Origin of the sequence: Tenacibaculum sp. AHE14PA, assembly GCF_019278465.1 — a bacterium.
GTDB lineage: Bacteria > Bacteroidota > Bacteroidia > Flavobacteriales > Flavobacteriaceae > Polaribacter > Polaribacter bernardetii.
In genome coordinates, this window is record NZ_CP058983.1 from 2,098,627 (window position 1) to 2,119,915 (window position 21,289).

18 protein-coding genes are annotated in these 21,289 nt (G+C 31.1%); 6 read left to right on the forward strand and 12 right to left on the reverse strand.

Annotated features, from left to right (window positions below):
- Positions 1 to 85 precede the first annotated feature (85 nt).
- From H0I30_RS09710 to tyrS, 8 genes are all read right to left on the reverse strand, one after another.
- Positions 86 to 3,400: a class I tRNA ligase family protein gene (locus H0I30_RS09710; protein WP_218771665.1), complete on the reverse strand. Its 3,315-nt coding sequence runs from the start codon at positions 3,398 to 3,400 to the stop codon at positions 86 to 88.
- Between the two features lie 147 nt (positions 3,401 to 3,547).
- Positions 3,548 to 3,973 (reverse strand): hypothetical protein, encoded by a 426-nt coding sequence (locus tag H0I30_RS09715; protein WP_218771666.1) that lies wholly within the window; start codon positions 3,971 to 3,973, stop codon positions 3,548 to 3,550.
- Between the two features lie 76 nt (positions 3,974 to 4,049).
- Positions 4,050 to 4,592, reverse strand: a complete 543-nt coding sequence (locus tag H0I30_RS09720) for a DUF2911 domain-containing protein (protein WP_218771667.1) — start codon at positions 4,590 to 4,592, stop codon at positions 4,050 to 4,052.
- A gap of 99 nt (positions 4,593 to 4,691) precedes the next feature.
- Entirely contained in the window at positions 4,692 to 5,945 is a 1,254-nt protein-coding gene (locus H0I30_RS09725) for a PepSY domain-containing protein (RefSeq protein WP_218771668.1), read from the reverse strand.
- Between the two features lie 144 nt (positions 5,946 to 6,089).
- The gene (locus H0I30_RS09730; protein WP_218771669.1) at positions 6,090 to 8,423 is read right to left on the reverse strand and encodes a TonB-dependent receptor; all 2,334 of its coding nucleotides are present in this window, start codon (positions 8,421 to 8,423) and stop codon (positions 6,090 to 6,092) included.
- A gap of 110 nt (positions 8,424 to 8,533) precedes the next feature.
- Positions 8,534 to 9,574 carry a transporter gene (locus tag H0I30_RS09735; RefSeq protein WP_218771670.1) on the reverse strand — a complete coding sequence of 347 codons (1,041 nt, stop codon included), beginning with the start codon at positions 9,572 to 9,574 and terminating at the stop codon, positions 8,534 to 8,536.
- Between the two features lie 83 nt (positions 9,575 to 9,657).
- The gene (locus tag H0I30_RS09740) at positions 9,658 to 9,975 is read right to left on the reverse strand and encodes a hypothetical protein (protein ID WP_218771671.1); all 318 of its coding nucleotides are present in this window, start codon (positions 9,973 to 9,975) and stop codon (positions 9,658 to 9,660) included.
- A gap of 366 nt (positions 9,976 to 10,341) precedes the next feature.
- On the reverse strand, positions 10,342 to 11,646 hold the full coding sequence (gene tyrS, locus H0I30_RS09745; RefSeq protein WP_218771672.1) for a tyrosine--tRNA ligase: 1,305 nt from the start codon (positions 11,644 to 11,646) through the stop codon (positions 10,342 to 10,344).
- Between the two features lie 61 nt (positions 11,647 to 11,707).
- Between tyrS and H0I30_RS09750 the strand changes: the two genes are divergently transcribed.
- Positions 11,708 to 12,709 (forward strand): SDR family oxidoreductase, encoded by a 1,002-nt coding sequence (locus H0I30_RS09750; protein WP_218771673.1) that lies wholly within the window; start codon positions 11,708 to 11,710, stop codon positions 12,707 to 12,709.
- Between the two features lies 1 nt (position 12,710).
- Here the strand turns inward: H0I30_RS09750 and H0I30_RS09755 are convergent, their stop codons facing one another.
- The 3 genes from H0I30_RS09755 to H0I30_RS09765 are packed head-to-tail and all read right to left on the reverse strand — an operon-like array spanning position 12,711 to position 15,229.
- A complete protein-coding gene (locus tag H0I30_RS09755) occupies positions 12,711 to 13,166 on the reverse strand; it encodes a DUF4296 domain-containing protein (RefSeq protein WP_218771674.1) in 456 nt (151 codons plus the stop codon).
- On the reverse strand, positions 13,167 to 14,504 hold the full coding sequence (locus H0I30_RS09760) for a dihydroorotase (RefSeq protein ID WP_218771675.1): 1,338 nt from the start codon (positions 14,502 to 14,504) through the stop codon (positions 13,167 to 13,169). It lies immediately after the preceding gene.
- A 2-nt stretch (positions 14,505 to 14,506) separates the two neighbouring features.
- The gene (locus H0I30_RS09765; protein ID WP_218771676.1) at positions 14,507 to 15,229 is read right to left on the reverse strand and encodes a polyprenol monophosphomannose synthase; all 723 of its coding nucleotides are present in this window, start codon (positions 15,227 to 15,229) and stop codon (positions 14,507 to 14,509) included.
- Between the two features lie 81 nt (positions 15,230 to 15,310).
- On the opposite strand from H0I30_RS09765, the gene H0I30_RS09770 reads away from it, so the two are divergent.
- From H0I30_RS09770 to H0I30_RS09785, 4 genes are all read left to right on the forward strand, one after another.
- Complete coding sequence (locus H0I30_RS09770; RefSeq protein WP_218771677.1) at positions 15,311 to 15,952, forward strand: DUF4271 domain-containing protein; 642 nt, start codon at positions 15,311 to 15,313, stop codon at positions 15,950 to 15,952.
- A 12-nt stretch (positions 15,953 to 15,964) separates the two neighbouring features.
- Complete coding sequence (locus H0I30_RS09775) at positions 15,965 to 16,711, forward strand: uroporphyrinogen-III synthase (protein ID WP_218771678.1); 747 nt, start codon at positions 15,965 to 15,967, stop codon at positions 16,709 to 16,711.
- Between the two features lie 120 nt (positions 16,712 to 16,831).
- Positions 16,832 to 17,827, forward strand: a complete 996-nt coding sequence (locus H0I30_RS09780) for an inorganic phosphate transporter (RefSeq protein WP_218771679.1) — start codon at positions 16,832 to 16,834, stop codon at positions 17,825 to 17,827.
- A 51-nt stretch (positions 17,828 to 17,878) separates the two neighbouring features.
- Positions 17,879 to 18,763, forward strand: a complete 885-nt coding sequence (locus H0I30_RS09785) for a sterol desaturase family protein (protein WP_218771680.1) — start codon at positions 17,879 to 17,881, stop codon at positions 18,761 to 18,763.
- Positions 18,764 to 18,779: 16 nt separating this feature from the next.
- Here the strand turns inward: H0I30_RS09785 and H0I30_RS09790 are convergent, their stop codons facing one another.
- A complete protein-coding gene (locus H0I30_RS09790; RefSeq protein ID WP_218771681.1) occupies positions 18,780 to 19,775 on the reverse strand; it encodes a glycoside hydrolase TIM-barrel-like domain-containing protein in 996 nt (331 codons plus the stop codon).
- A 166-nt stretch (positions 19,776 to 19,941) separates the two neighbouring features.
- Here H0I30_RS09790 and H0I30_RS09795 point away from each other — a divergent pair, with 166 nt between their 5' ends.
- Positions 19,942 to 21,285 carry an NAD(P)/FAD-dependent oxidoreductase gene (locus H0I30_RS09795; RefSeq protein WP_218771682.1) on the forward strand — a complete coding sequence of 448 codons (1,344 nt, stop codon included), beginning with the start codon at positions 19,942 to 19,944 and terminating at the stop codon, positions 21,283 to 21,285.
- The last annotated feature ends 4 nt before the right edge of the window (positions 21,286 to 21,289 follow it).

Consider the following 21,289-nt stretch of genomic DNA (forward strand, 5'->3'; position numbering starts at 1 on the left):
TGCGTTTTTTTTTGATTTTTAACCAAAAAAACACCCTTATTTATTTACAATAAACAAGGGTATTAATTATATAATTGATAAAAAACTATCCTACAATATTAATAATTTTTCCTGGTACAATAATTACCTTTTTAGGCTCTTGCCCTTTTAATTGTGCAATTGTACGTTCATCTGCCATTACTATTTTTTCGATTTCATCTTTACTTAAATCTAAAGACAACTCTAGCGTAAAACGCATTTTTCCATTAAAAGAAACTGGGTACGTTTTAGAGCTTTCTACTAAATGAGAAGCTTCAAACTTAGGGAAATCAATAGTTGCTATTGAACCTTCATGTCCTAACTGACTCCATAACTCTTCTGCGATATGCGGTGCATATGGTGAAATTAATGTTAATAAAGGTTCTAAGATTGCACGTTTAGTACACTTTAAAGCAGTTAGTTCGTTTACCGCAATCATAAAGGTAGAAACCGATGTGTTAAATGAGAAATTCTCAATATCTTCTTCTACTTTTTTAATGGTTTTATGTAAAACTTTTAACTCCTCTTTTGCTGGTTCAGCATCAGTAACAAGTACACCTTCTTGGCCAACATATAACTTCCATAATTTCTTTAAGAAAGAATATACGCCTGAAATACCTGAAGTTTTCCAAGGTTTTGTTTGTTCTAAAGGCCCTAAAAACATTTCGAATAAACGCAATGCATCTGCACCAAATTCTTCACAAATTAAATCTGGATTAACAACATTGTGCTTAGACTTCGACATTTTTTCGACTTCTCGATGGCATAAAAATTTATTATCTCTTCCAAAAACAAATTCAGCCGTTTTAAATTCATCTCTCCACTCTTTTAATTTATCAATATTTACATTTGTATCCCCTTCAATTGCACTTAGACTAATATGAATAGGTCTGTAAGATAAAGTTGTTTCATTTTCTTCAGTAAGACCGGCTTCCTTCTGTTTCTTTTGTAATCTAGACCATAATTTCTCATCTACACCCGTTATAGCATCATGTCCTTGAAAATAATCAGATGAAATATATAAGTTATTCTTTTTTCCGTCAAACAATGCTTCATAAACAAGTGCTGATGTTCCTAAAATCATTCCTTGGTTGATTAGCTTTTTTGCAAACTCATCAACAGGAACAATTCCTTTATCAAACAAGAATTTTTGCCAAAAACGAGCATATAATAAGTGCCCTGTTGCATGCTCAGAACCACCAATATATAAATCTACTTGTTTCCAATAATCAGCAGCTTCTTTGCTTACAAATTCACCATCGTTAGTAGCATCCATATAACGGTTAAAATACCATGAGCTACCTGCCCAACCTGGCATTGTATTTAGCTCTAACGGATATACTGTTTTATTTTTTAACTTATCATTCGATACAACTTTCTTTGCGCGAGAATCCCAAGCCCATTCAGTAGCATTTCCTAAAGGTGGTTTCCCATCTTCTGTAGGTAAATATTTTTCTACTTCTGGTAAAACGATTGGTAAGTGTTTAGCATCAATCATTTGTGGCATTCCGTCTTTATAATACACCGGAAAAGGTTCTCCCCAATAACGCTGACGGCTAAATACAGCATCGCGTAAACGGTAGTTTATTTTACCAAAACCAAAACCTTTTTGTTCCATTTCATAAATGGCTAATTTCATCGCTTTTTTATACGATAAACCATTTAAGAAATCAGAATTTGCAATTTTAGTTCCTTCTTTATCTGCATGTGCAGCTTCAGAAATATCTACATTCTCAAAAACATTAGGAATCTCTAATTCGAATTTCTTTGCGAAATCATAATCACGCTGATCACCACAAGGAACCGCCATAACAGCACCTGTACCGTAGTTTGCTAACACGTAATCTCCAATCCAAATTGGTATTTGTTTTCCCGTAAACGGATGTAAAGCATACGCACCTGTAAAAACTCCTGAAATTGTTTTTACATCTGCCATTCGTTCTCTTTCAGAACGTTTTGCAGTTGCTTTAATATAATCGTAAACCGCTTTTTGTTGCCCTTCGCTTGTAATTTTAGCTACTAATTCGTGCTCTGGAGCTAGGGTCATAAATGAGACTCCGTAAATAGTATCAGGTCTCGTTGTAAAAACATCTATTTTATAATCGTTTGCTATTGCTGTTTCTACAACCTCAACAGTTGTTTTTTCAATTGGTTTTGCAAACTGAATCGTGTTGTTAATTTTAGATACCGCACCTAAAACATTTTCTAACACCTCATCATTTGTAAAACGCACTACATGAAATCCTTCACTTGTAAAATAAGCATCTCTTTTTGCTTCGTCTTCTTTACCAGAAAACTCCACAATTATATTTTTTGCTAAGCATACATAATCTACTAAAAATGTACCAATGGTATATTTTTTCCTGAATTTTGCAGCTCCTTTTTTATTTTTTAATTCATTCCAAAGTACTTCTTCAGCCTTCGAAAGGTTTAAACGCATTTCTTTTAACGCCTCTAGCTCTTTATAAGATAAACGTACGCCAGCTTCTGGAGCTTCTAAAGCATCTACCTTAAAAGTTACCATAGCTCCTTGCGAACGACCAATCCAATTTGTTTGGCTATCTTTTAAAGGTTGCGGCCAATCAATTGTTTCTAATCCGTCTAACAAACGTTGTGCATATGCAGAAATTCGCATAGACCATTGGGTCATTTTCTTACGCTCTACAGGGTGCCCACCGCGTTCTGAAACTCCATTTATTATCTCGTCGTTTGCTAATACCGTTCCTAATTCAGGACACCAGTTTACTTCGGTATCCGACAAATAGGTTAAACGATATTGTAACAAAATTGCTTCTTGTTCTGTTGTTGAAAAGGCTTTCCATTCATCTGCAGAAAAAATAGTAATATCTTCTTCTGAAACAGCATTTACAGTTGCATTTCCTGATTTTTTAAATACCGAAATTAATGTTTTAACATCTTCTGCTTTATCAGAATCTTTGTTGTACCACGAATTAAAAAGTTGAATAAAAATCCACTGTGTCCATTTATAATACTCTGGATTAGAAGTACGTACTTCACGAGACCAATCGAAAGAAAAACCAATAGTATCTAACTGTCTTCTATATGTTGTAATATTTTCTTCAGTAGTTTTTGCAGGATGTTGCCCTGTTTGAATTGCATATTGTTCTGCTGGTAAACCAAAAGAATCATACCCTTGTGGATGCAATACATTAAATCCTTTATGACGCTTGTAACGTGCATAAATATCTGATGCAATATATCCTAAAGGATGCCCAACATGTAAACCTGCTCCTGACGGATAAGGGAACATATCTAAGACATAGTATTTAGGTTTCTCCGATTCATTACTGGCTTTAAATGTTTGGTTGTCTGCCCAAAATTGTTGCCATTTCTTTTCTATCTCTTGATGATTATATTGCATTTTGTCTCTTTTTAAGAAGTTGCAAATTTACGGTTATTTTAAATACTATTTTTATTTCTTTTTATCTATAAAAATGGAGTTTATTAAAAACAAAATAGGCTTAGAAATCATATGATTTCTAAGCCTATTTATGAGAAATATTTTTATTTATTTTAAACAATCCTTATAATTAGAATTTCTTTTATATAAGGTATCAGCTAATTCATCATCTTTAAAGAATTTAATAATATTATTATCACATGAAAACTCTACATTATAAGTGTAAACATTCCCAAAATAAAAATCCATGGTTAACAAATTTTCTTCAGCCATATAATTCGCAGAAGATGTTGTGCTTCCTTCATGCCAAACACCTTCACTTTTGTAGGAATTAAATCGTTTCCCTTTAGAAAACGTATACATTACATTTGGCTCATTATCTCCATTTTCACTGAGCCATTCGCCACTTTCTAAGAATTCTATTTTTTCTTGAATCGATAATTCATCTGGCATATTTTCTGAAGAGTCATTGCAACTCACCAATAAACCGATTACCATTAAAACTACAATAAAAATGTTTAATTTACTTTTCATAAAATTTATATTTAAACTTAATTATAAACTTAATGAATTTCAATAGATTATACAAAAATATTAATTTTTAAGAGAATTATCCTTTAACTGGTACAGACACAATTATGTCTCCCCAACCTATAAACATTGTAGCGTCATTATCTTTACCATCAAAAGCAATTGAAAAAGCTTCAATCGACTTTTCTGATTTAGATTTTGATGCCATTACACGAACCACATCTTCACCTTCGCTATAAAAATAAGAACCCCATACATTTTTAGCTGTGCTTAAAATCACTGTCCATTCTTTATCTCCTGGCATTGTAAATAATGTATAAGTTCCTGCTTTTACATCTTTCCCTCCAAATTTCACATCTTTATAAAACGTAATTTCTGGCGCTTCATTTGCACCTGTTCTCCACACTTTTCCTGCAGGAGCTAACTTAGCCACATTTCTTCCTTTTAATTGTGGACGACTATATGTTATTTTCACTAATTTATCTGATACTCTATAGCTACTTGGGTATGATGCAGCATCCATAGGGCTTTTATCTAACCCTTTAAATTCTTGCGCCATTGCTTCTGTAGAGAATAATACAGCGACCATTAACATTGCTAATACTAAAATTCTTTTTTTCATTTTTTACTTAATTTTAAGTTAGTTTACCTTTTATTAGTCATCAAAACTACAAATCCTTACATAAAGTAGTGACTAAAATTATATATACTTTTGATAAATTTAAAAACTATCACAGTCAATATTTATCTTTTTAAATACTTTTTCTAAAATGATTATCAGTACTAAGCTTAAGCCAAATATTGGTAATAAAACACCTAATAAAATAAGTATAAAAAGAATAGATTTTCCTACTTTAGATTGACTAGATACTTTTGGAACACCCCAACTTCCTTGTTGTTTTCTATACAGATAAGAAAATAATCCTGCAACCGTCATTAGCGTTAAGGAGGTGGCAATACCGAACATTAGCCACCAATTCCAGCCACCAAATTGACCTTGATGAAATGCCATTACCCACATTCTGCCACGCATTAAAAAACCAACATCGCTCCAAGTATGTGCTTTTATTAAGTTACCTGAATATTGGTCAAAATGCAACATTTTCTGAGCATCTAAAGGAAAAGTACTATTCGATACACTAAACGTACTTTTTGTTGATTTTGGTAAACCAACACTAATAATTCCTTGTAAATTTTGCTGATTTGCAATCGCAATCATTTCTTCAATAGTAATTGCTTTTTCTTTTACTTCGGATGTTAAACCTCGTCCGCTCCAAGTTTTAGGAAACCCTGTATTGGTTACTTTTTGTACCCATTTAAAATTACTTCCAAAAAAATCTGTCCAAGGCAAACCTCCTGCTAAAACAAGTAATAATAAAAGAGATATCCAAAAACCTGTAACAGCATGTAAATCTCTAAATAAAATTCTTTTTCCTTGATTGAATCGGATTGTAAAAACACCTTTTAAGTCTTTAAAACTAGAAAATGGCCACCAAATATATAAGCCTGTTAAAATTAACACCACCATCCAACTGGCAATTAATTCAATGATTGTCGTTCCTACTTTTCCTGCTAATAACTCGCCGTGTAATTTTCGTACCGTATGCATCCAAGTATTTTTAGGACTAAATGTTCCTGCGGCTTCGCCTGTATATTGATTTATAAAAATAGTTTTTTTATGACTGAACCTCCCTGAAATAAATGCTGTTGCTTTATCAGAATTTGTATTAATAACTATTGAATTGGGTTTCTTTTTCAATTTTCCTGTAGCAATCTCCCACTGTTTTTGATATGAAATTGGTGTTGTTTGCAGTGTTTCAATATCTTGAATTTTTGCAATCGCTTTACTTTCTACACCTGTTTTAAATAAATAAATTCCCCCTGTTATTGATAGTATCAATACAAATGGTAACGAAATAAGCCCTGCAATAAAATGCCATTTCCAAAGCCATTGATTTAATTTTTTATTCTTCATCTTTTAATAATTTAGTAATCGTCGTTGCAAATGAATAATGAGAGAAGCAATCCGTTTATTATAAAACAGATCGATCCTCGCGATGACATTAATTCCTTTTTCATTTTTGTTAAGACAATTAAATAATTAGCTATCGCTTTGTAATTAAAAATTATATTTTATACCAAAATGAAAAGCTCTTGGATTACCAATACTATACGTATTTGCTTTGTTCCAAATACTATAAGAAACTCTTACAGCATACAATTCATCAAAAATATTTAATGCTTGTCCCCAAACTTCAAATTTACCTATCGTATAATTTGCTCTGAAATTAAATACATGATGTCCACCGTAAGTTGATGTTCCTAAAATATTTTCATCAGCCGCATCTATGCCAACAACAGCCTGCCCTTCAAAACTTGTATTATAAGAACCTACTTGTTCGTGTTCTAAAGTTAACAATAGCTCTTTTAAAGGTTTGTAATTAATAGTTGCATTAGCTAAATAATTTGGTGCAATTTGCATATCGGTATTTGAATAATCTACAGCATCTTCAAAGAAGTCAATGTATTTGTGAGTAGCATAACTTCCACTATACGAAACCCAAAAATTTTCCATAAAATTGTACTTTACACCCAATTCAACACCACGAGATTGTGTTTTACCTGCGTTTAATTGTAAGTAATTATCGTTTTCATCTTGAATAGAAATTAAGCGATCTTTTCCGTCTAATTGGTATACAGCAACATCAACTTTTAACTTTGATGGAATAGTAAAATATCCACCAACTTCAAAATTATCAAACTTAGCAGGTTTTAAATTAAATACCGTGTTTCCAGCAGCATCGTTATCTCCATTCCTGAATAAGGTTGATGTTTGTGGTGGCGTAAATCCTTTGGAATAATTACCGTAAAAACCTGCATTTTCTGATAGGTTGTAATTAAACCCTAATTTTGGAGCAACATTAGTATACGTCACTTTAGTATCAGCAACACCAATAAGGTTTTCTACTAAATTATTGTAATCATAACTAAATCCGTCATAACGAATAGCACCAGTTAATTTTAAGTTTTCAATAGGAGAAATTTCAAACTGAGCATAACCAGCATAGTTAAAAATATCAACCTGATAATTTAAAATATAGTCACCTGAATTTACTATGTAACTCGTATTTTTATTTGTTTCAGCATCTGTAACAACAGCAATTGTTTCCGCTACATAATCTTGTGGAGAAAAATCGGCAGTTGCACCAACGATTAATGAGGCATCAGCAAAGTCGAAATTAATTTTGTGTTGTACTAAACCAACATAGCTTTTAAATGTATTAGAATTAATTTCACCTGTTCCGTTTCTTTGGCTAATTCTATACGAAGGAATTTGATCCATTACATTATTTCTGTAAATAAAATTGAATGATGTTTTGTTGTTCTCATTCCATTTTTTGTCAAGTGTAGATCTAAAACGTAAAGCTCTCGCTACTCTTTCTGTAAATGTTTGGTCGCTTTCATATTCACCAGCTTCATAATTAGCTTGTGATGTTGAGCCCGACATGTCCGAACGATAATCTACAAAAGTTACCATATTTGTCCATTTTAAAGTTTCAGAAAAATCATTTACGTTTTTAAAGCTAATCGCAAATTTCTCATAATCTGAATGCTCAACAGGTCCATTTTTACGTTGTACATAATGTCCTCCAACATAAAAACCATATTTTTCTTTTGCTGTTGTAGAAGCTTCTGCTTCAAAACGACTTAAACCCATTGTGTTTATTTGAGCACCTAACGAAGCTTCAAATTCTTTACTTGGGTTTTTAGTGATAAAATTAAAACTTCCACCAATAGCTTCACTTCCGTAAATACTAGAAGCAGGTCCTTTTAAAACTTCAACACGATTAAATGTTGTACTATTCATTTCTAATAACGCATTATGGTTAAATACAGCAACCGGGCGAATAGGTAAACCATCTTCTACATACAAAAACAAAGACTTTGTTGATATTGAAGAACGTGTAGCCATAAAATGTTGCTCATTGCTGGATGCTTTTGATGTGCTCATAAATACACCAGAAACCTGATTAACCAATTGTTCTATACCAAAAGCTTTTGTGTTTTCTATTTGATTTGCCGTTAAAACTCCAATTGCTCCAGGAACTTCACTTCTTTGTTGTATTTCTCTACTTGCAGAAACAACAACTTCTTCTAAATTTTCTATAGCTTGTTCTAAAATTATGGTATTTAAATTTAGCGTAAGTGTTACTTCTTTTGTTTGAAAACCTATAGAGGTTACTTTTACAGTTGTAGTATTTAATTTTACAGTAAAATTACCTTCAAAATCGGTAGCTGTTCCTTTATTTTTATCAGTAGTAGAAATTATTGATGCTCCAACTATTGGGTTGTTGTTTTTATCAGTAACCTGACCTTTATATGTTGTTTGTGCGAAACTTTTTAACATAGGCATAAGTAAACCTATGAATAAAATTATGGCTAATTTTTTCATTTTATGAATGTATTGTTGGTAATTACTTTAGTTCAGACTGATTTTATGAAACTCTTCTAACGATCACATCGAGTGAATTATAGTAATTACGTTTTTGAATGTGTTTGAGTTTACATTGAATACTGTAAACCTAAAGTGATTGTTTGTTTTTGCTCTAACTGAATTCCGTTTAAATCTTGATAAATTGGCAATGCATATTCAGCACCAAAACGAACATTTTTTAAAGATCCTTTAAAAGCATAAATATTAAAACCTAATCCTGTATTTATATAATTACCCCCTGAATTTTCAGTATTTGCTGTAGTAACCATCATAGGTGTTAAATTTGGATTCTCACCATTTGTTTTAGCTACAGATAAGATTTCCATTCGTGCCGAAATACTTAACCAATCTGACGTTTTTACTGCAAACCAAGAATTTAAACTGTAACGGTTTCCTAAAGAATAATCGTATTCATTGCTGCCAAAACGATACGTAGCTTTTAATTGAGAACCCCAAGAAACATGATTAGTTTGACCTAAATATGTCAACCCTAAATCCATATCATAAGTTCCGCTACCAACTTGCATTGGATAAGGCAATATTATTTCATTTGGAGAAGACATTGGTGTTTGATCTGTAGCCTCTAAACTTCCTGTAGGAATAGATATATTTACCAAACCATGTAAAGATTGACGGTTCTTGTTAATGAATTTATATAAGACTCCTAATTTTACATCTCCAAAACCAGATGATGCTGTTGAAAATTTAGTTTTCATTCCCATCATTCTCATCTGTAAATCCATATCATTAGTAATATAGTTTGCCATGGCCATTAAAGTTATTTTATCCGTTGGCGCATACATAATACCTAACATATGCATGTTCATTGGCATACTTAAAGGTGTTACCATATAACCAGCATCATGAGCTGCATCATTAGTAATAGTAGTACCATTTTGCTCTAATCCTTTCATATACATATTCATGTATCGGTAAGAAAACATTAAATCTCCTTTCTTATGATAATGATCTCCCATTACACTAATTGGGGCATGCCCATCTGGTCTACTAGATTTCCACTCGTTATTTTGTGATGTTATTTTTTGTGCGTTTACTACTTGAAATAAGAACATAAAAATTCCTATAAAGATGATTTTTGATAATTTCATCAGTTTATTTTTTTTAAAATTTTACAATATTGTTTTATACAGTTTAGTTTTAAACTGTATTCTTAATTATCTGTATGTAAAATTTAAAAAATTGGTGGATGAAAAATAGCTATTGAAAATAGGAAACAATAATTTTTTGTATAAAAATATGTTTTTTTTACATATTTATTATAGTTGTTTTTTGCGTTTACAGAAAGTAACTCTACAAAACCAATTGGATAATCTTTTATAACAATACTTAATGATTTAAAATCATCTTCTTGTTGCTGTTCTATCTTTTGCATTAATTGACATTTACCATTACATTGAAGCGCTGGTTTGTCTTTATTAATACATAATACTTTTGATATATAATCATAATTTACGGCATACTCAACAAACGGTGCAATTGGCCTAAGCATAGCAACCATGTAAAGTAGAATAAAAAAATAAACGCTTATTTTTTGCAGCAAAACTTATTCTTAAAATAGATGAGACAAAGATAGCTTAACTATCTTTTTTAAAGAAAAAAATCACATTAAATATTATTTTAATTTATTCTAAATAAAGTATTATATTTGCATCGAATTACACAAGTTATGATCATATTTTATATTGAAAATAAAAAGGCGATTCCTGTTGTTTCGATGCAACAAGAAGCTGTATGCTCTTCTGTTTGCACATCAAATTGTATAAAACCAAAAAATAAGTGTTGTAATAAATACCAAAAAAAAGGCATCAACTGTAAGCGATGCCCTTTAACTTTTAATATTAAAATAGCTTCTTAATTACGCTACTTTTAATAAGAAGTAACTCTTTTTTCCGCGTTGTAATAACACGTATTTATCAGCTATTAAATCTTTTACTGTAATTGTAAAATCTTCTTTTACTTTCTCTTTATTTACCGAAACAGCATTTTCTTTTAACGCTCTTTTTGCATCTCCGTTAGATTTTAAAAAGCTAGTTTTTCCTGACAATGCATCAATCATTGATAGACCTTCTGAGATATCTTTTTTAGAAACTTCCGCTTGCGGCACACCATCAAAAACGTCTAAAAATGTTTGCTCATCTAAACCTTTTAAATCTTCTGAGGTAGATTTTCCGAATAAAATATTAGATGCTGCAATTGCTTTTTCTAATTCATCTTTAGAGTGAACGAATGTTGTAACCTCTTCCGCTAATTTTCTTTGAAGTGCTCTTTCGTGAGGAGCTTCTTTATGAGTTGCTATTAATTCCTTAACACTTACTTCATCTAAAAATGTAAATATTTTAATATATTTTTCTGCATCTTCATCCGAAGTATTTAACCAAAATTGGTAGAATTTATATACTGATGTTTTAGCTGCATCTAACCATATATTTCCTCCTTCTGATTTTCCAAACTTCGATCCGTCTGCTTTTGTAATTAACGGACAAGTCATTGCATACGCCTTTGCTTCTTCGCCTACATTCATTCTACGCACTAACTCTGTACCTGTAGTTATGTTACCCCATTGATCTGAACCACCCATTTGTAATAAACAGTTGTGATTTTTATACAAATGGTAAAAATCGTATCCTTGAATTAATTGGTATGTAAATTCTGTAAAACTCATTCCGCTATTAGAATCTCCAGAAATACGTTTCTTTACAGAGTCTTTAGCCATCATATAATTTACCGTAATACGTTTACCAACGTCTCTTGCAAATTCTATGAATGAAAAATCTTTCATCCAATCGTAATTATTTACCAACAAAGGAGCATTTGTTTTATCGCTCTCAAAATTTAAAAAACGCGCTAAAGTTCTTTTAATTCCGTCTACATTTTTAGCTAACGCCTCTTCATTTAATAAATTACGCTCGTCTGATTTTCCTGACGGATCACCAATCATTCCTGTAGCTCCTCCTACTAAAGCAACTGGTTTATGCCCTGCTTTTTCAAGATGTACAAGTAATATAATAGGTACTAAACTACCAATGTGTAATGAATCAGAGGTTGGATCAAAACCAATATATGCCGGCGTCATTTCTTTTTGCAATTGCTCTTCTGTTCCTGGCATCATGTCGTGAATCATTCCACGCCAACGTAATTCTTCTACTAAATTTTTGGTCATTTTTATGAGTTTTAAAGAGACAAAGATACATTTATCGTTCAAAAAATTCTATTTTCGTTATATGATTTTAGTTACAGGAGGAACAGGATTGGTAGGATCACATTTATTATATCATTTAACGCAAGAAAATGATACAATACGTGCTATTTATAGAACGGAAAAAAAGAAAGAACACGTCAAAAAAATATTTTCTTATTATACAGATAACATAGAGAAACTGTTTACTAAAATTGAATGGGTTAAGGCTGATATTACCGAAGTACCTTCTCTAATTCCCGTTTTTAAAAACATAACGACCGTTTATCATTGTGCTGCATTGGTTTCTTTTAATCCGAAAGATTATAGACAAATGCGTCAAGTAAATATTGAAGGTACTGCCAATATGATTAATCTTTCTATTGATGGCAATGTTGATGAATTCTGTTTCGTGAGTTCGATTGCTGCTATTGGAAGTTCTATTAATGAAAAAATAATTGACGAAGAAAATGAATGGTCTGACGAAGACAATAATAGTGGCTATTCTATTACAAAATATGGTGCCGAAATGGAAGTTTGGCGAGGTAGCCAAGAAGGATTAAATGTTGTTATTATAAATCCGGGAGTAATATTAGGAAGTGGCTTTTGGAATGAAGGATCTGGTAAGTTATTTACAAAAATAAATAACGGTTTAAAATTTTATACTGAAGGGGTTACTGGTTTCGTTGGTGTAAAAGATGTTGTAAAAGCAATGACTTCCTTAATCAACTCTGATGTTAAAAATGAACGCTTTATTTTAGTTTCAGAGAATAAGTCGTTTAAAGATATTTTAGTCGCTATAGCTGATGGATTGCAAAAAAAAAGACCCTATATAAAAATTGGAGAAATTACAACTGGTATATTATGGAGAATTGATTGGTTATTAACTTTACTTACTAGAAAAGAAGCTTTATTGACTAAGAACTCAGCAAAATCTTCACACACTAAATCATTTTATTCTTCAAAAAAGATAGAAAAAGAAACAGGTTTCGAATTCGAATTAATTGACAATGTAATTAATAGTGTCTGTGAAAAATTTAACGCTTAAATTACTTAACTGCTTTCGGGTTCTTTACTGGTTTTTGTAATTTTTGGTTTTTATCACTTAGTTTTAAAGATAACTCTTCGTTTAATATTTTCTTTTTTCTAGGCAATGAATCTTTTTTGATTTTTTTAAATCTGTAAAAACTCTCTAGAGAATCTAAATTAGTTTTCACTTCTTTTAAAATCTCTGCATACTCTTCAGATAAAGAGGTATAATATAGGTTAGAACTTTTAAAACGCGTACTATCTATTTTATATTTACGATACACTAACCCCACATAATTTTTTTCTTTTTTCAAGAATTTATTCTTCACATTTTTAGCAGAAGATGCTATATACATATCTGTCAACAAAGTAACCATCGAATCTTTCGGAATTAAATCTTTAGGTGCTTTATAAAACGTGTTACTTGTACATGAAACAAATAACGTAAAGAGCGTTATGTAGAAAAAATTTTTCATCTATTTTTTAAATTCTAATCGTTTTCCTTTAGTTTCTTCATCAAAAACACCGTTTACAAACATTAAGTTTCCGTTTACAAAAGTATGTGTTATTTTATGTAAAAACTCAACGCCTTCAAAAGGAGACCATCCGCATTTATATAATATATTTTCTTTGGTAACCGTCCAATTATCATTCGTATCTATCAATACTAAATCAGCAAAATATCCCTCTTTAATAAATCCGCGATTTTCTACTTTAAATAATTTTGCAGGATTATGACACATTTTTTCAACTGCTTTTTCAATTGATAAAACTCCTTCTTTTACTTTTTCCAAAATTGCAGGAATCGCGTGTTGTACTAATGGGCCACCACTTGGCGCTTTCATATACATATTATCTTTTTCTTGCAAAGTATGAGGTGCATGATCGGTAGCAATCACATCGATTCTATCATCTAGCAAAGCTTTCCATAAGCCATCTTTATCTTTTTGAGATTTAACAGCAGGATTCCATTTAATATGAGTTCCCTTTTTATCATAATCCTTATCTGTAAACCATAAGTGGTGTATACAAACCTCGGCGGTAATTTTCTTTTCCTCTAACGGAATATCATTTCTAAATAAATGCGTTTCTTTTTCTGTTGATAAATGAAAAACATGCAACCTTGCCCCAGTTTTCTTAGCCAATTCAATAGCTCTTGAAGAAGACAAGTAACAAGCTTCTTCACTTCTAATAACCGGATGGTATTTTAACGGAATATCATCGCCATATTTAGCTTTATACTCTTCCGTATTTTTTCTAATCGTTGCTTCGTCTTCACAATGTACAGAAATTAACATATCTGTTGATGAGAATATCTTCTCTAAAACAGCTTCGTTATCTACTAACATGTTTCCTGTTGATGAACCTAAGAACAACTTAATTCCAGCTACATTTCTAGGGTTTGTTTTTAACAACTCTTCTAAATTATCGTTTGTTCCACCAAACATAAACGAATAGTTCGCATAAGATGTTTTTGAAGCAATCTTAAATTTGTCTTCTAATAATTGTTGAGTCGTTGCTTGCGGTACCGTATTGGGCATTTCTATAAAAGATGTAATTCCACCCGCAATTGCTGCCTTACTTTCGGTTGCTATATTTGCTTTATGAGTTAAACCTGGCTCTCGAAAATGCACTTGATCATCAATCATACCCGGAATTAAATATTTACCTGTAGCATCAATAACTTCTACATTTGAAGTTGTCGAAATTTCTACTGAAATTTCTTTTATATAATTTCCTTCAATTAAAACATCACCTTTAAAAACCTTGTTTTCGTTAACGATGTTTGCATTTTTAATTAAATATGATTTCATAATTATTTTGGTAAACCTTTTAATCTCATTTTTATAACTCCGAATACTGCTTCTTTTATAATACCAGAACTTAGTTTCGATTCTCCTAAAATCCTATCAGTAAATATAACTGAAACTTCTTTTATATTAAATTGATGCTTCCATGCCTTAAATTTCATTTCTATTTGAAAGGCATATCCTATAAATTTAATTTTATCTAATTTAATAGTTTCTAAAACTTTTCTCTTGTAACAAACAAAACCTGCTGTAGTATCGTGAATTGGCATTCTTGTAATTAATCGCACATATTTTGATGCGAAATAAGACAGTAAAACTCTACTCATTGGCCAGTTAACAACATTTACTCCAACAGAATAGCGAGAACCTACAGAAACATCTGCACCATCAATCGCACAAGAATTGTATAATTTAATTAAATCGTTTGGGTTGTGCGAAAAATCAGCATCCATTTCAATTATAAACTCGTAACCTTTATTTATAGCCCATTTAAACCCATGAATATATGCTGTTCCTAATCCGTTTTTGCCTGTTCTTTTTTCAATATAAAGTCTATTCGGATATTCTTTTTGCAGTTGCTCTACTATAGCGGCTGTGCCATCAGGAGAGTTATCATCAACAACTAAAATATCAAACTCTTTTTCTTGCTTAAAGGTTGCTTGTATTATCGCCGCTATGTTTTCTTTTTCGTTATAAGTAGGAATTATAACTAAAGCGTCTGATTTCATGTAATTTTCATCTAAATCTAAGCAAATATACACTAAATTATCACTAATTTTGTGTTAATTAAAAGCATTAAAAAAATACATTTGCAAGCAATTGAACGTCTTATATCTAATAATAATTGGATTACTTTAGTAATTATATTTGCGGTAATTTTATTAGCAATAATGAAATCACTTAAACCAAATAAGTTATTAGGATATGCCCTTGCGCCCTTTACGCCTGGTTTTTTTAAAAAAAAAATAGAAAAAAACGCTTCTTTTTACACTCCTTTTTCTTTAACACTTTTCTTTTTCTCTGCAATTGTAATTTCTTTATTTTTATTTTTAATAATAATTTCTACCACGAGCAATCATAAATTTTTAAGTTATTTAGTAGTACTAATTTTTACTGTTTTTTACTTTGCTTTTAAATACTTTTTAGACTTTTTATTAGCTAACATTATGGGGATCAATACCATTGCTAAATATTTCATTCATATAAAATCAGGTTATTTAAACAGTCTTGCTTTATGGTTGTTTCCTGCTTTAATACTCTATTTATTTAGTTTTAACAACCGCGCGTTTCTATTAACTGTTTTTGGTATCTTATTTATTTTCAGGGCTTTTTTAATCATTAAAAACAACAAAAAAATAGTTATACGTAAGTTCTTTTATTTTATTTTGTACTTTTGCACCCTTGAAATAGCACCGCTATTAATTGTTTATAAAATAACAACGACTACGTAAAGAGAAAAATATATGAAAGTGAAAACTATTTTAGTCTCTCAACCTGCTCCTAAGACGGAAACGTCTCCTTACTTTGACTTAGCTGAAAAACAAAAAGTGAAAATTGATTTTCGCTCTTTTATTCACGTTGAAGGTATTGATGGAAAAGAAGTTAGATCTCAAAAAATTGACTTAAACAACTATACTGCAATTATTTTAACAAGCAGGAATGCTGTAGATCATTTTTTCAGAATTGCTGAAGAAATGCGCTTTACCGTTCCCGACTCTATGAAATACTTTTGTCAATCAGAAGCTGTTGCTTATTATTTACAAAAATATGTAGTGTACAGAAAACGTAAAATTTATGTTGGTACTAGAACTTTCCCTGAACTAACTAAATTGATAAAAAAGCATAAAGACGAGAAGTTTTTATTACCTTCTTCGGATAAATTAAAACCTTTAATTCCTGAGGAGTTAGATAAATTAGGTGTTGATTGGAAACGTGCAGATTTATATAGAACTGTAGTTAGTGATTTATCTGATTTAGAAGATGTTTTTTATGACATCTTAGTCTTCTTTAGCCCTTCGGGGATTGATAGTTTATTTGAAAACTTTCCAGACTTCAAACAAAACGAAACAAGAATAGCTGTTTTTGGTAACACAACTATTAAAGCTGTTGAAGATAGAGGTTTACGTGTAGATATTGCTGCACCAACACCCGAAACGCCTTCAATGACAATGGCTTTAGATAAGTATATTAAAGATTTTAATAAAAAGTAACAACTACTTTTATTCACATAAAAAAACCCATTAAAATAAAATTTGATGGGTTTTTTATTTGCAACAGTAAGTACAAAGTAGCTAACACGTCTAAGCCATAGCGTTTAAAAATTTAACTCAATGATTTTACTACTCTTGTTTATTGCCGCTTGTTTTTTAGCATATAGTAATGGTGCAAATGATAATTTTAAAGGTGTTGCAACTTTATTTGGCTCCGGAACTACGAATTATAAGAAAGCAATTAATTGGGCTACAATTACTACTTTTTCAGGTTCTATTGCTGCTATTTTTTTAGCAGAAGAACTCGTTAAAAACTTCTCAGGAAAAGGTTTAGTTCCTAACGAGTTAATACAAACACCTATTTTTGCAATTTCAATTGCCCTAGGGGCTGCTTTAACTGTTTTTTCAGCAACCAAAATTGGTATGCCTATCTCTACTACTCACAGTTTGGTTGGCGGTTTATTTGGTGCCGGCGTAATGGCTGTTGGTACTGAATTCAATTTTAACAAACTTGGTAGTACTTTTCTAATGCCTTTAATTGTAAGTCCGCTTATAGCTGCAATTTTAAGTTTACTTGCTTATCTATTATTTAAGTTTTTACGAAAAAAAGCACCCTCTTTAAACAAAGAATATCCAACCTTATTCACGATTAACTTTTCTAAACTTTTAGATTCTTTACACTATTTAAGCTCTGGTGTTGTAAGTTTTGCTAGAGGATTAAATGACACACCTAAAATTGTTGGTTTACTAATAATCATTAATACTATTGATATTAAATGGAGTATGATCTCTGTTGCCATTATAATGGCACTAGGGGGTTTATTAAATGCAAAGAAAGTAGGAGAAACTATGAGTAAAAAAATCACAAAAATGAATCCTAGTCAAGGTCTTACAGCAAATATGATTACCGGTTTACTGGTAACTACCGCCAGTGTTCATGGCTTACCTGTTTCAACAACACATGTCTCTGTAGGTTCTTTATTTGGTATTGGTACAATTACCAAAAAAGCAAATTATAAAGTAATCGGGAAAATTATTTTATCTTGGGTACTTACTTTACCTATTGCTGCATTTATGAGTGCGATTATTTTTAAAGTATTAGAAACAATAGCGTAAAAATCATTACTTTTATTTCATATATTTTAAAACAATCTTATTTTATATTTGATGGATAAATACCTCAACATCATAAAAAATTCTTATTCCGATTATTGGAATTACCTCAAACAATCTGTATTTATGGAATTGAATTGGGAAAATTACTTTTACGGATTAATTGCAATCTCCTTGGTTGTTTGGGTTCTTGAAATAGTTTTTCCTTGGCGTAAAAATCAAGCAATATTTAGAAAAGATTTTTGGCAAGATGTATTCTATATGTTCTTCAATTTTTTCTTATTAAACCTAATTGTTTTAATTGCTTTATCTAATTCAGCCGCACAAATTTTTAACGACTTCTTAGGGTTTTTTGATTTATCTATAACAAGTTTTCAGCTTTTTAACGTCAACGAATTTCCTTTTTGGCTTAGAATTTTCACCTTTTTTATTATTATTGATTTTGTACAATGGTTTACACATACACTTTTACACAAGTATGAGTTTTTATGGAACTTTCATAAGGTACATCATTCTGTAAAAGAAATGGGATTTGCTGCGCATCTAAGATATCACTGGATGGAGCCCGTTGTTTATAATTCTATGAAATATATTCCGTTGGCTATAATGGGTGGATTCACGGCACAAGATGTTGCCTTGGTTCATTTTTTTAACATTACTATTGGCCATTTAAATCATGCTAACATTAATTGGGATTATGGTTTTTTAAAATATATTCTAAACAATCCGAAAATGCATATTTGGCACCATGCTAAAGAACTTCCCAAAGAAAGAAGTAAAGGAGTAAACTTCGGGATTACATTAAGCATTTGGGATTATATTTTTAAAACAAACTACATTCCTCATTCTGGTAGAGATATTGAAATTGGTTTTGATGGAGATGAGTATTTTCCTAAAAGTTTTATTGGGCAAGAAATATACCCTTTAAGTAAAAAGTAATTCGTTTAGTTGTAATTTATTGAGCATATAATTCTTTTAACAACCTTTCTGCTGGTTTATTTTGAGGTGTAAACCTATTATTATCTTCTCCTCCAACTTCATTGTGTTTATGAAACCATTTCCACACAAATCCGCCAGCAAACCATTCTTCTTTCCAAAATTGATTATAAATAGCTTCTGTTGCATTTCTTTGCGCTTCTAAATTTACTTTCTCTACTACTCTGTTAGATTCCCACGGTTTTATTCCGTTATAATCAACACTTCTGTAGCCATATTCCGTAAATAAAACAGGCTTATTAACCTGCTCTCTAACACTTATAATTTCTTTTTTATGCACTTGCCAACCCTTTTCAAAATCTTGTGTAGTTGCAGATTTTTTATCACTTAACGGAAAATAAGCATCAATACCAATATAATCTAATTGCGCCCAAAAAGAAACTCTTTTATATTCATCCCAATTTGCAGCATAGGTAAGTTTACCGCTATAAACAGCTCTAATATTTTTAATTAATTGCAACCAAAAAGCAGGTCTATTTTTAACAAAACGCTCTAATTCTGTGCCGATACAAAAAATATCAGCTTTTAAACTCTGCGCTGTTTTTGCATACATTAAAATAAATTCTGAATACGAATCTTCTAAAATCTTCCAATTTTCTTCTGATTCCATTTTTATGTTCCCTGTAAACTCACCCTTCCAAACCCATATTTGCGGTTTTATCATTAATTTCACATTGCTTTTCTCAAATTCTTTTCCATATTGCAGGATTCCTTTTTCAGTTTCGCCAAACCACTGTCTATTGGTATTATGAATTATTTTTGGAGATGACAAATCTTTAATAAATCCAAAAGGCATTAAAGCCACGTAATTAGCTGAAACGTTTAAAACAGGAGTAACATGTTCATTGGTGATTTTATCTGGAGAAGCCACAAAACTAAGTCCGTTTATTTTTTTTATTTGACTTTTACAAGACAAGCATAAAAGACATATTATAAAAAATTTAACTACTTTCATAACTCCTAAATTAGTGTTTTTTTAAACAATTAACATCTTTAGAGGCCAATTATTAGTTTTTTTAAAACCACATATTAGAATTCTTACCGTATTTAAACTCATTCTAAATTAATTTAACCTATTAAGTTATTAACTTTAACCTCGACCAAACTGCAAATCAACTTTTATGGAACACGTTGTTATTATTGGTAATGGAATTTCTGGTGTTACAGCTGCAAGGCACATTAGAAAATTATCAGATAAAAAAATTACCATTGTTTCTGCGGAAACAGATTACTTTTTTTCTCGAACTGCTTTAATGTATGTATACATGGGGCACATGAAGTTTGAACATACACAACCTTACGAGTCTTGGTTTTGGAAAAAAAACAACATTGACCTTAAAAGAGGATTTGTTACAGAAATAAATTCTGCTAATAAAGAACTTGAATTTAAAGACGGTGAAAAACTTTCTTATGACAAATTAATTATAGCAACCGGTTCTAAACCTAATAAATTTGGTTGGCCTGGCCAAGATTTAGATGGTGTTATGGGAATGTATCACAAACAAGATTTAGAAAAACTTGAAAAATATGCCCCCAATAATAAAGCATGCAAAAGAGCTGTAATTGTTGGTGGTGGATTAATTGGTATTGAGCTTGCCGAAATGTTACATAGTAGAAACATACCTGTAACGTTTTTAGTTCGTGAAAAGAGTTTTTGGAACGGTGTTTTACCTTCCGAAGAATCAGAAATGATTAATAAAGAAATTTTAGACAATCATATAGATTTGCGTTTAGGTACTAACTTAAAAGAAATTAAATCTGATGAAAACGGACAAGTAAAATCGATTATAATTGCAGAAACCAATGAAGAAATTGAGTGTAATGTTGTTGGTTTAACCGCAGGGGTTTCTCCTAACGTTGATTTTTTAAAATCTTCTGAAATAGAAATTGATAGAGGCGTAAAAGTAAATCGCTTTTTAGAAACCAATATTAAAGATATATATGCGATAGGTGATTGTGCAGAACAACATTTAGCTATTGGCCAACGAAGAGTAATAGAAGCCGTTTGGTATACTGGAAGAATGATGGGCGAAACAGTGGCCCAAACTATTTGCGGAAATAAAATGGCTTACAAACCGGGCCATTGGTTTAACTCTGCTAAATTTATAGATATAGAATACCAAACCTACGGTTGGGTTTGGGCGCAACCAAAAGAAAATGAAGCCCGCTTTTATTGGGAACATGAAGATGGTAAAAAATGTATTCATATAAATTATGATAAAAATACACACAGGTTTATTGGCATAAATAACTTCGGAATTAGAATGCGTCACGAGTTTTTTGATAAAATATTAAACGAAAAACGCTCTATAGAATATGTTTTAGAACATTTGGCTGATGCCAATTTCGATCCTGAATTTTACAAACTACACGAGCCAGCAATAATTGCCAAATTCAACAAAGAAAACAACACTAATATTCAGCTGAAAAAGAAAAGTTGGAAACGAATTTTTAGTAAAGCATAAAAAT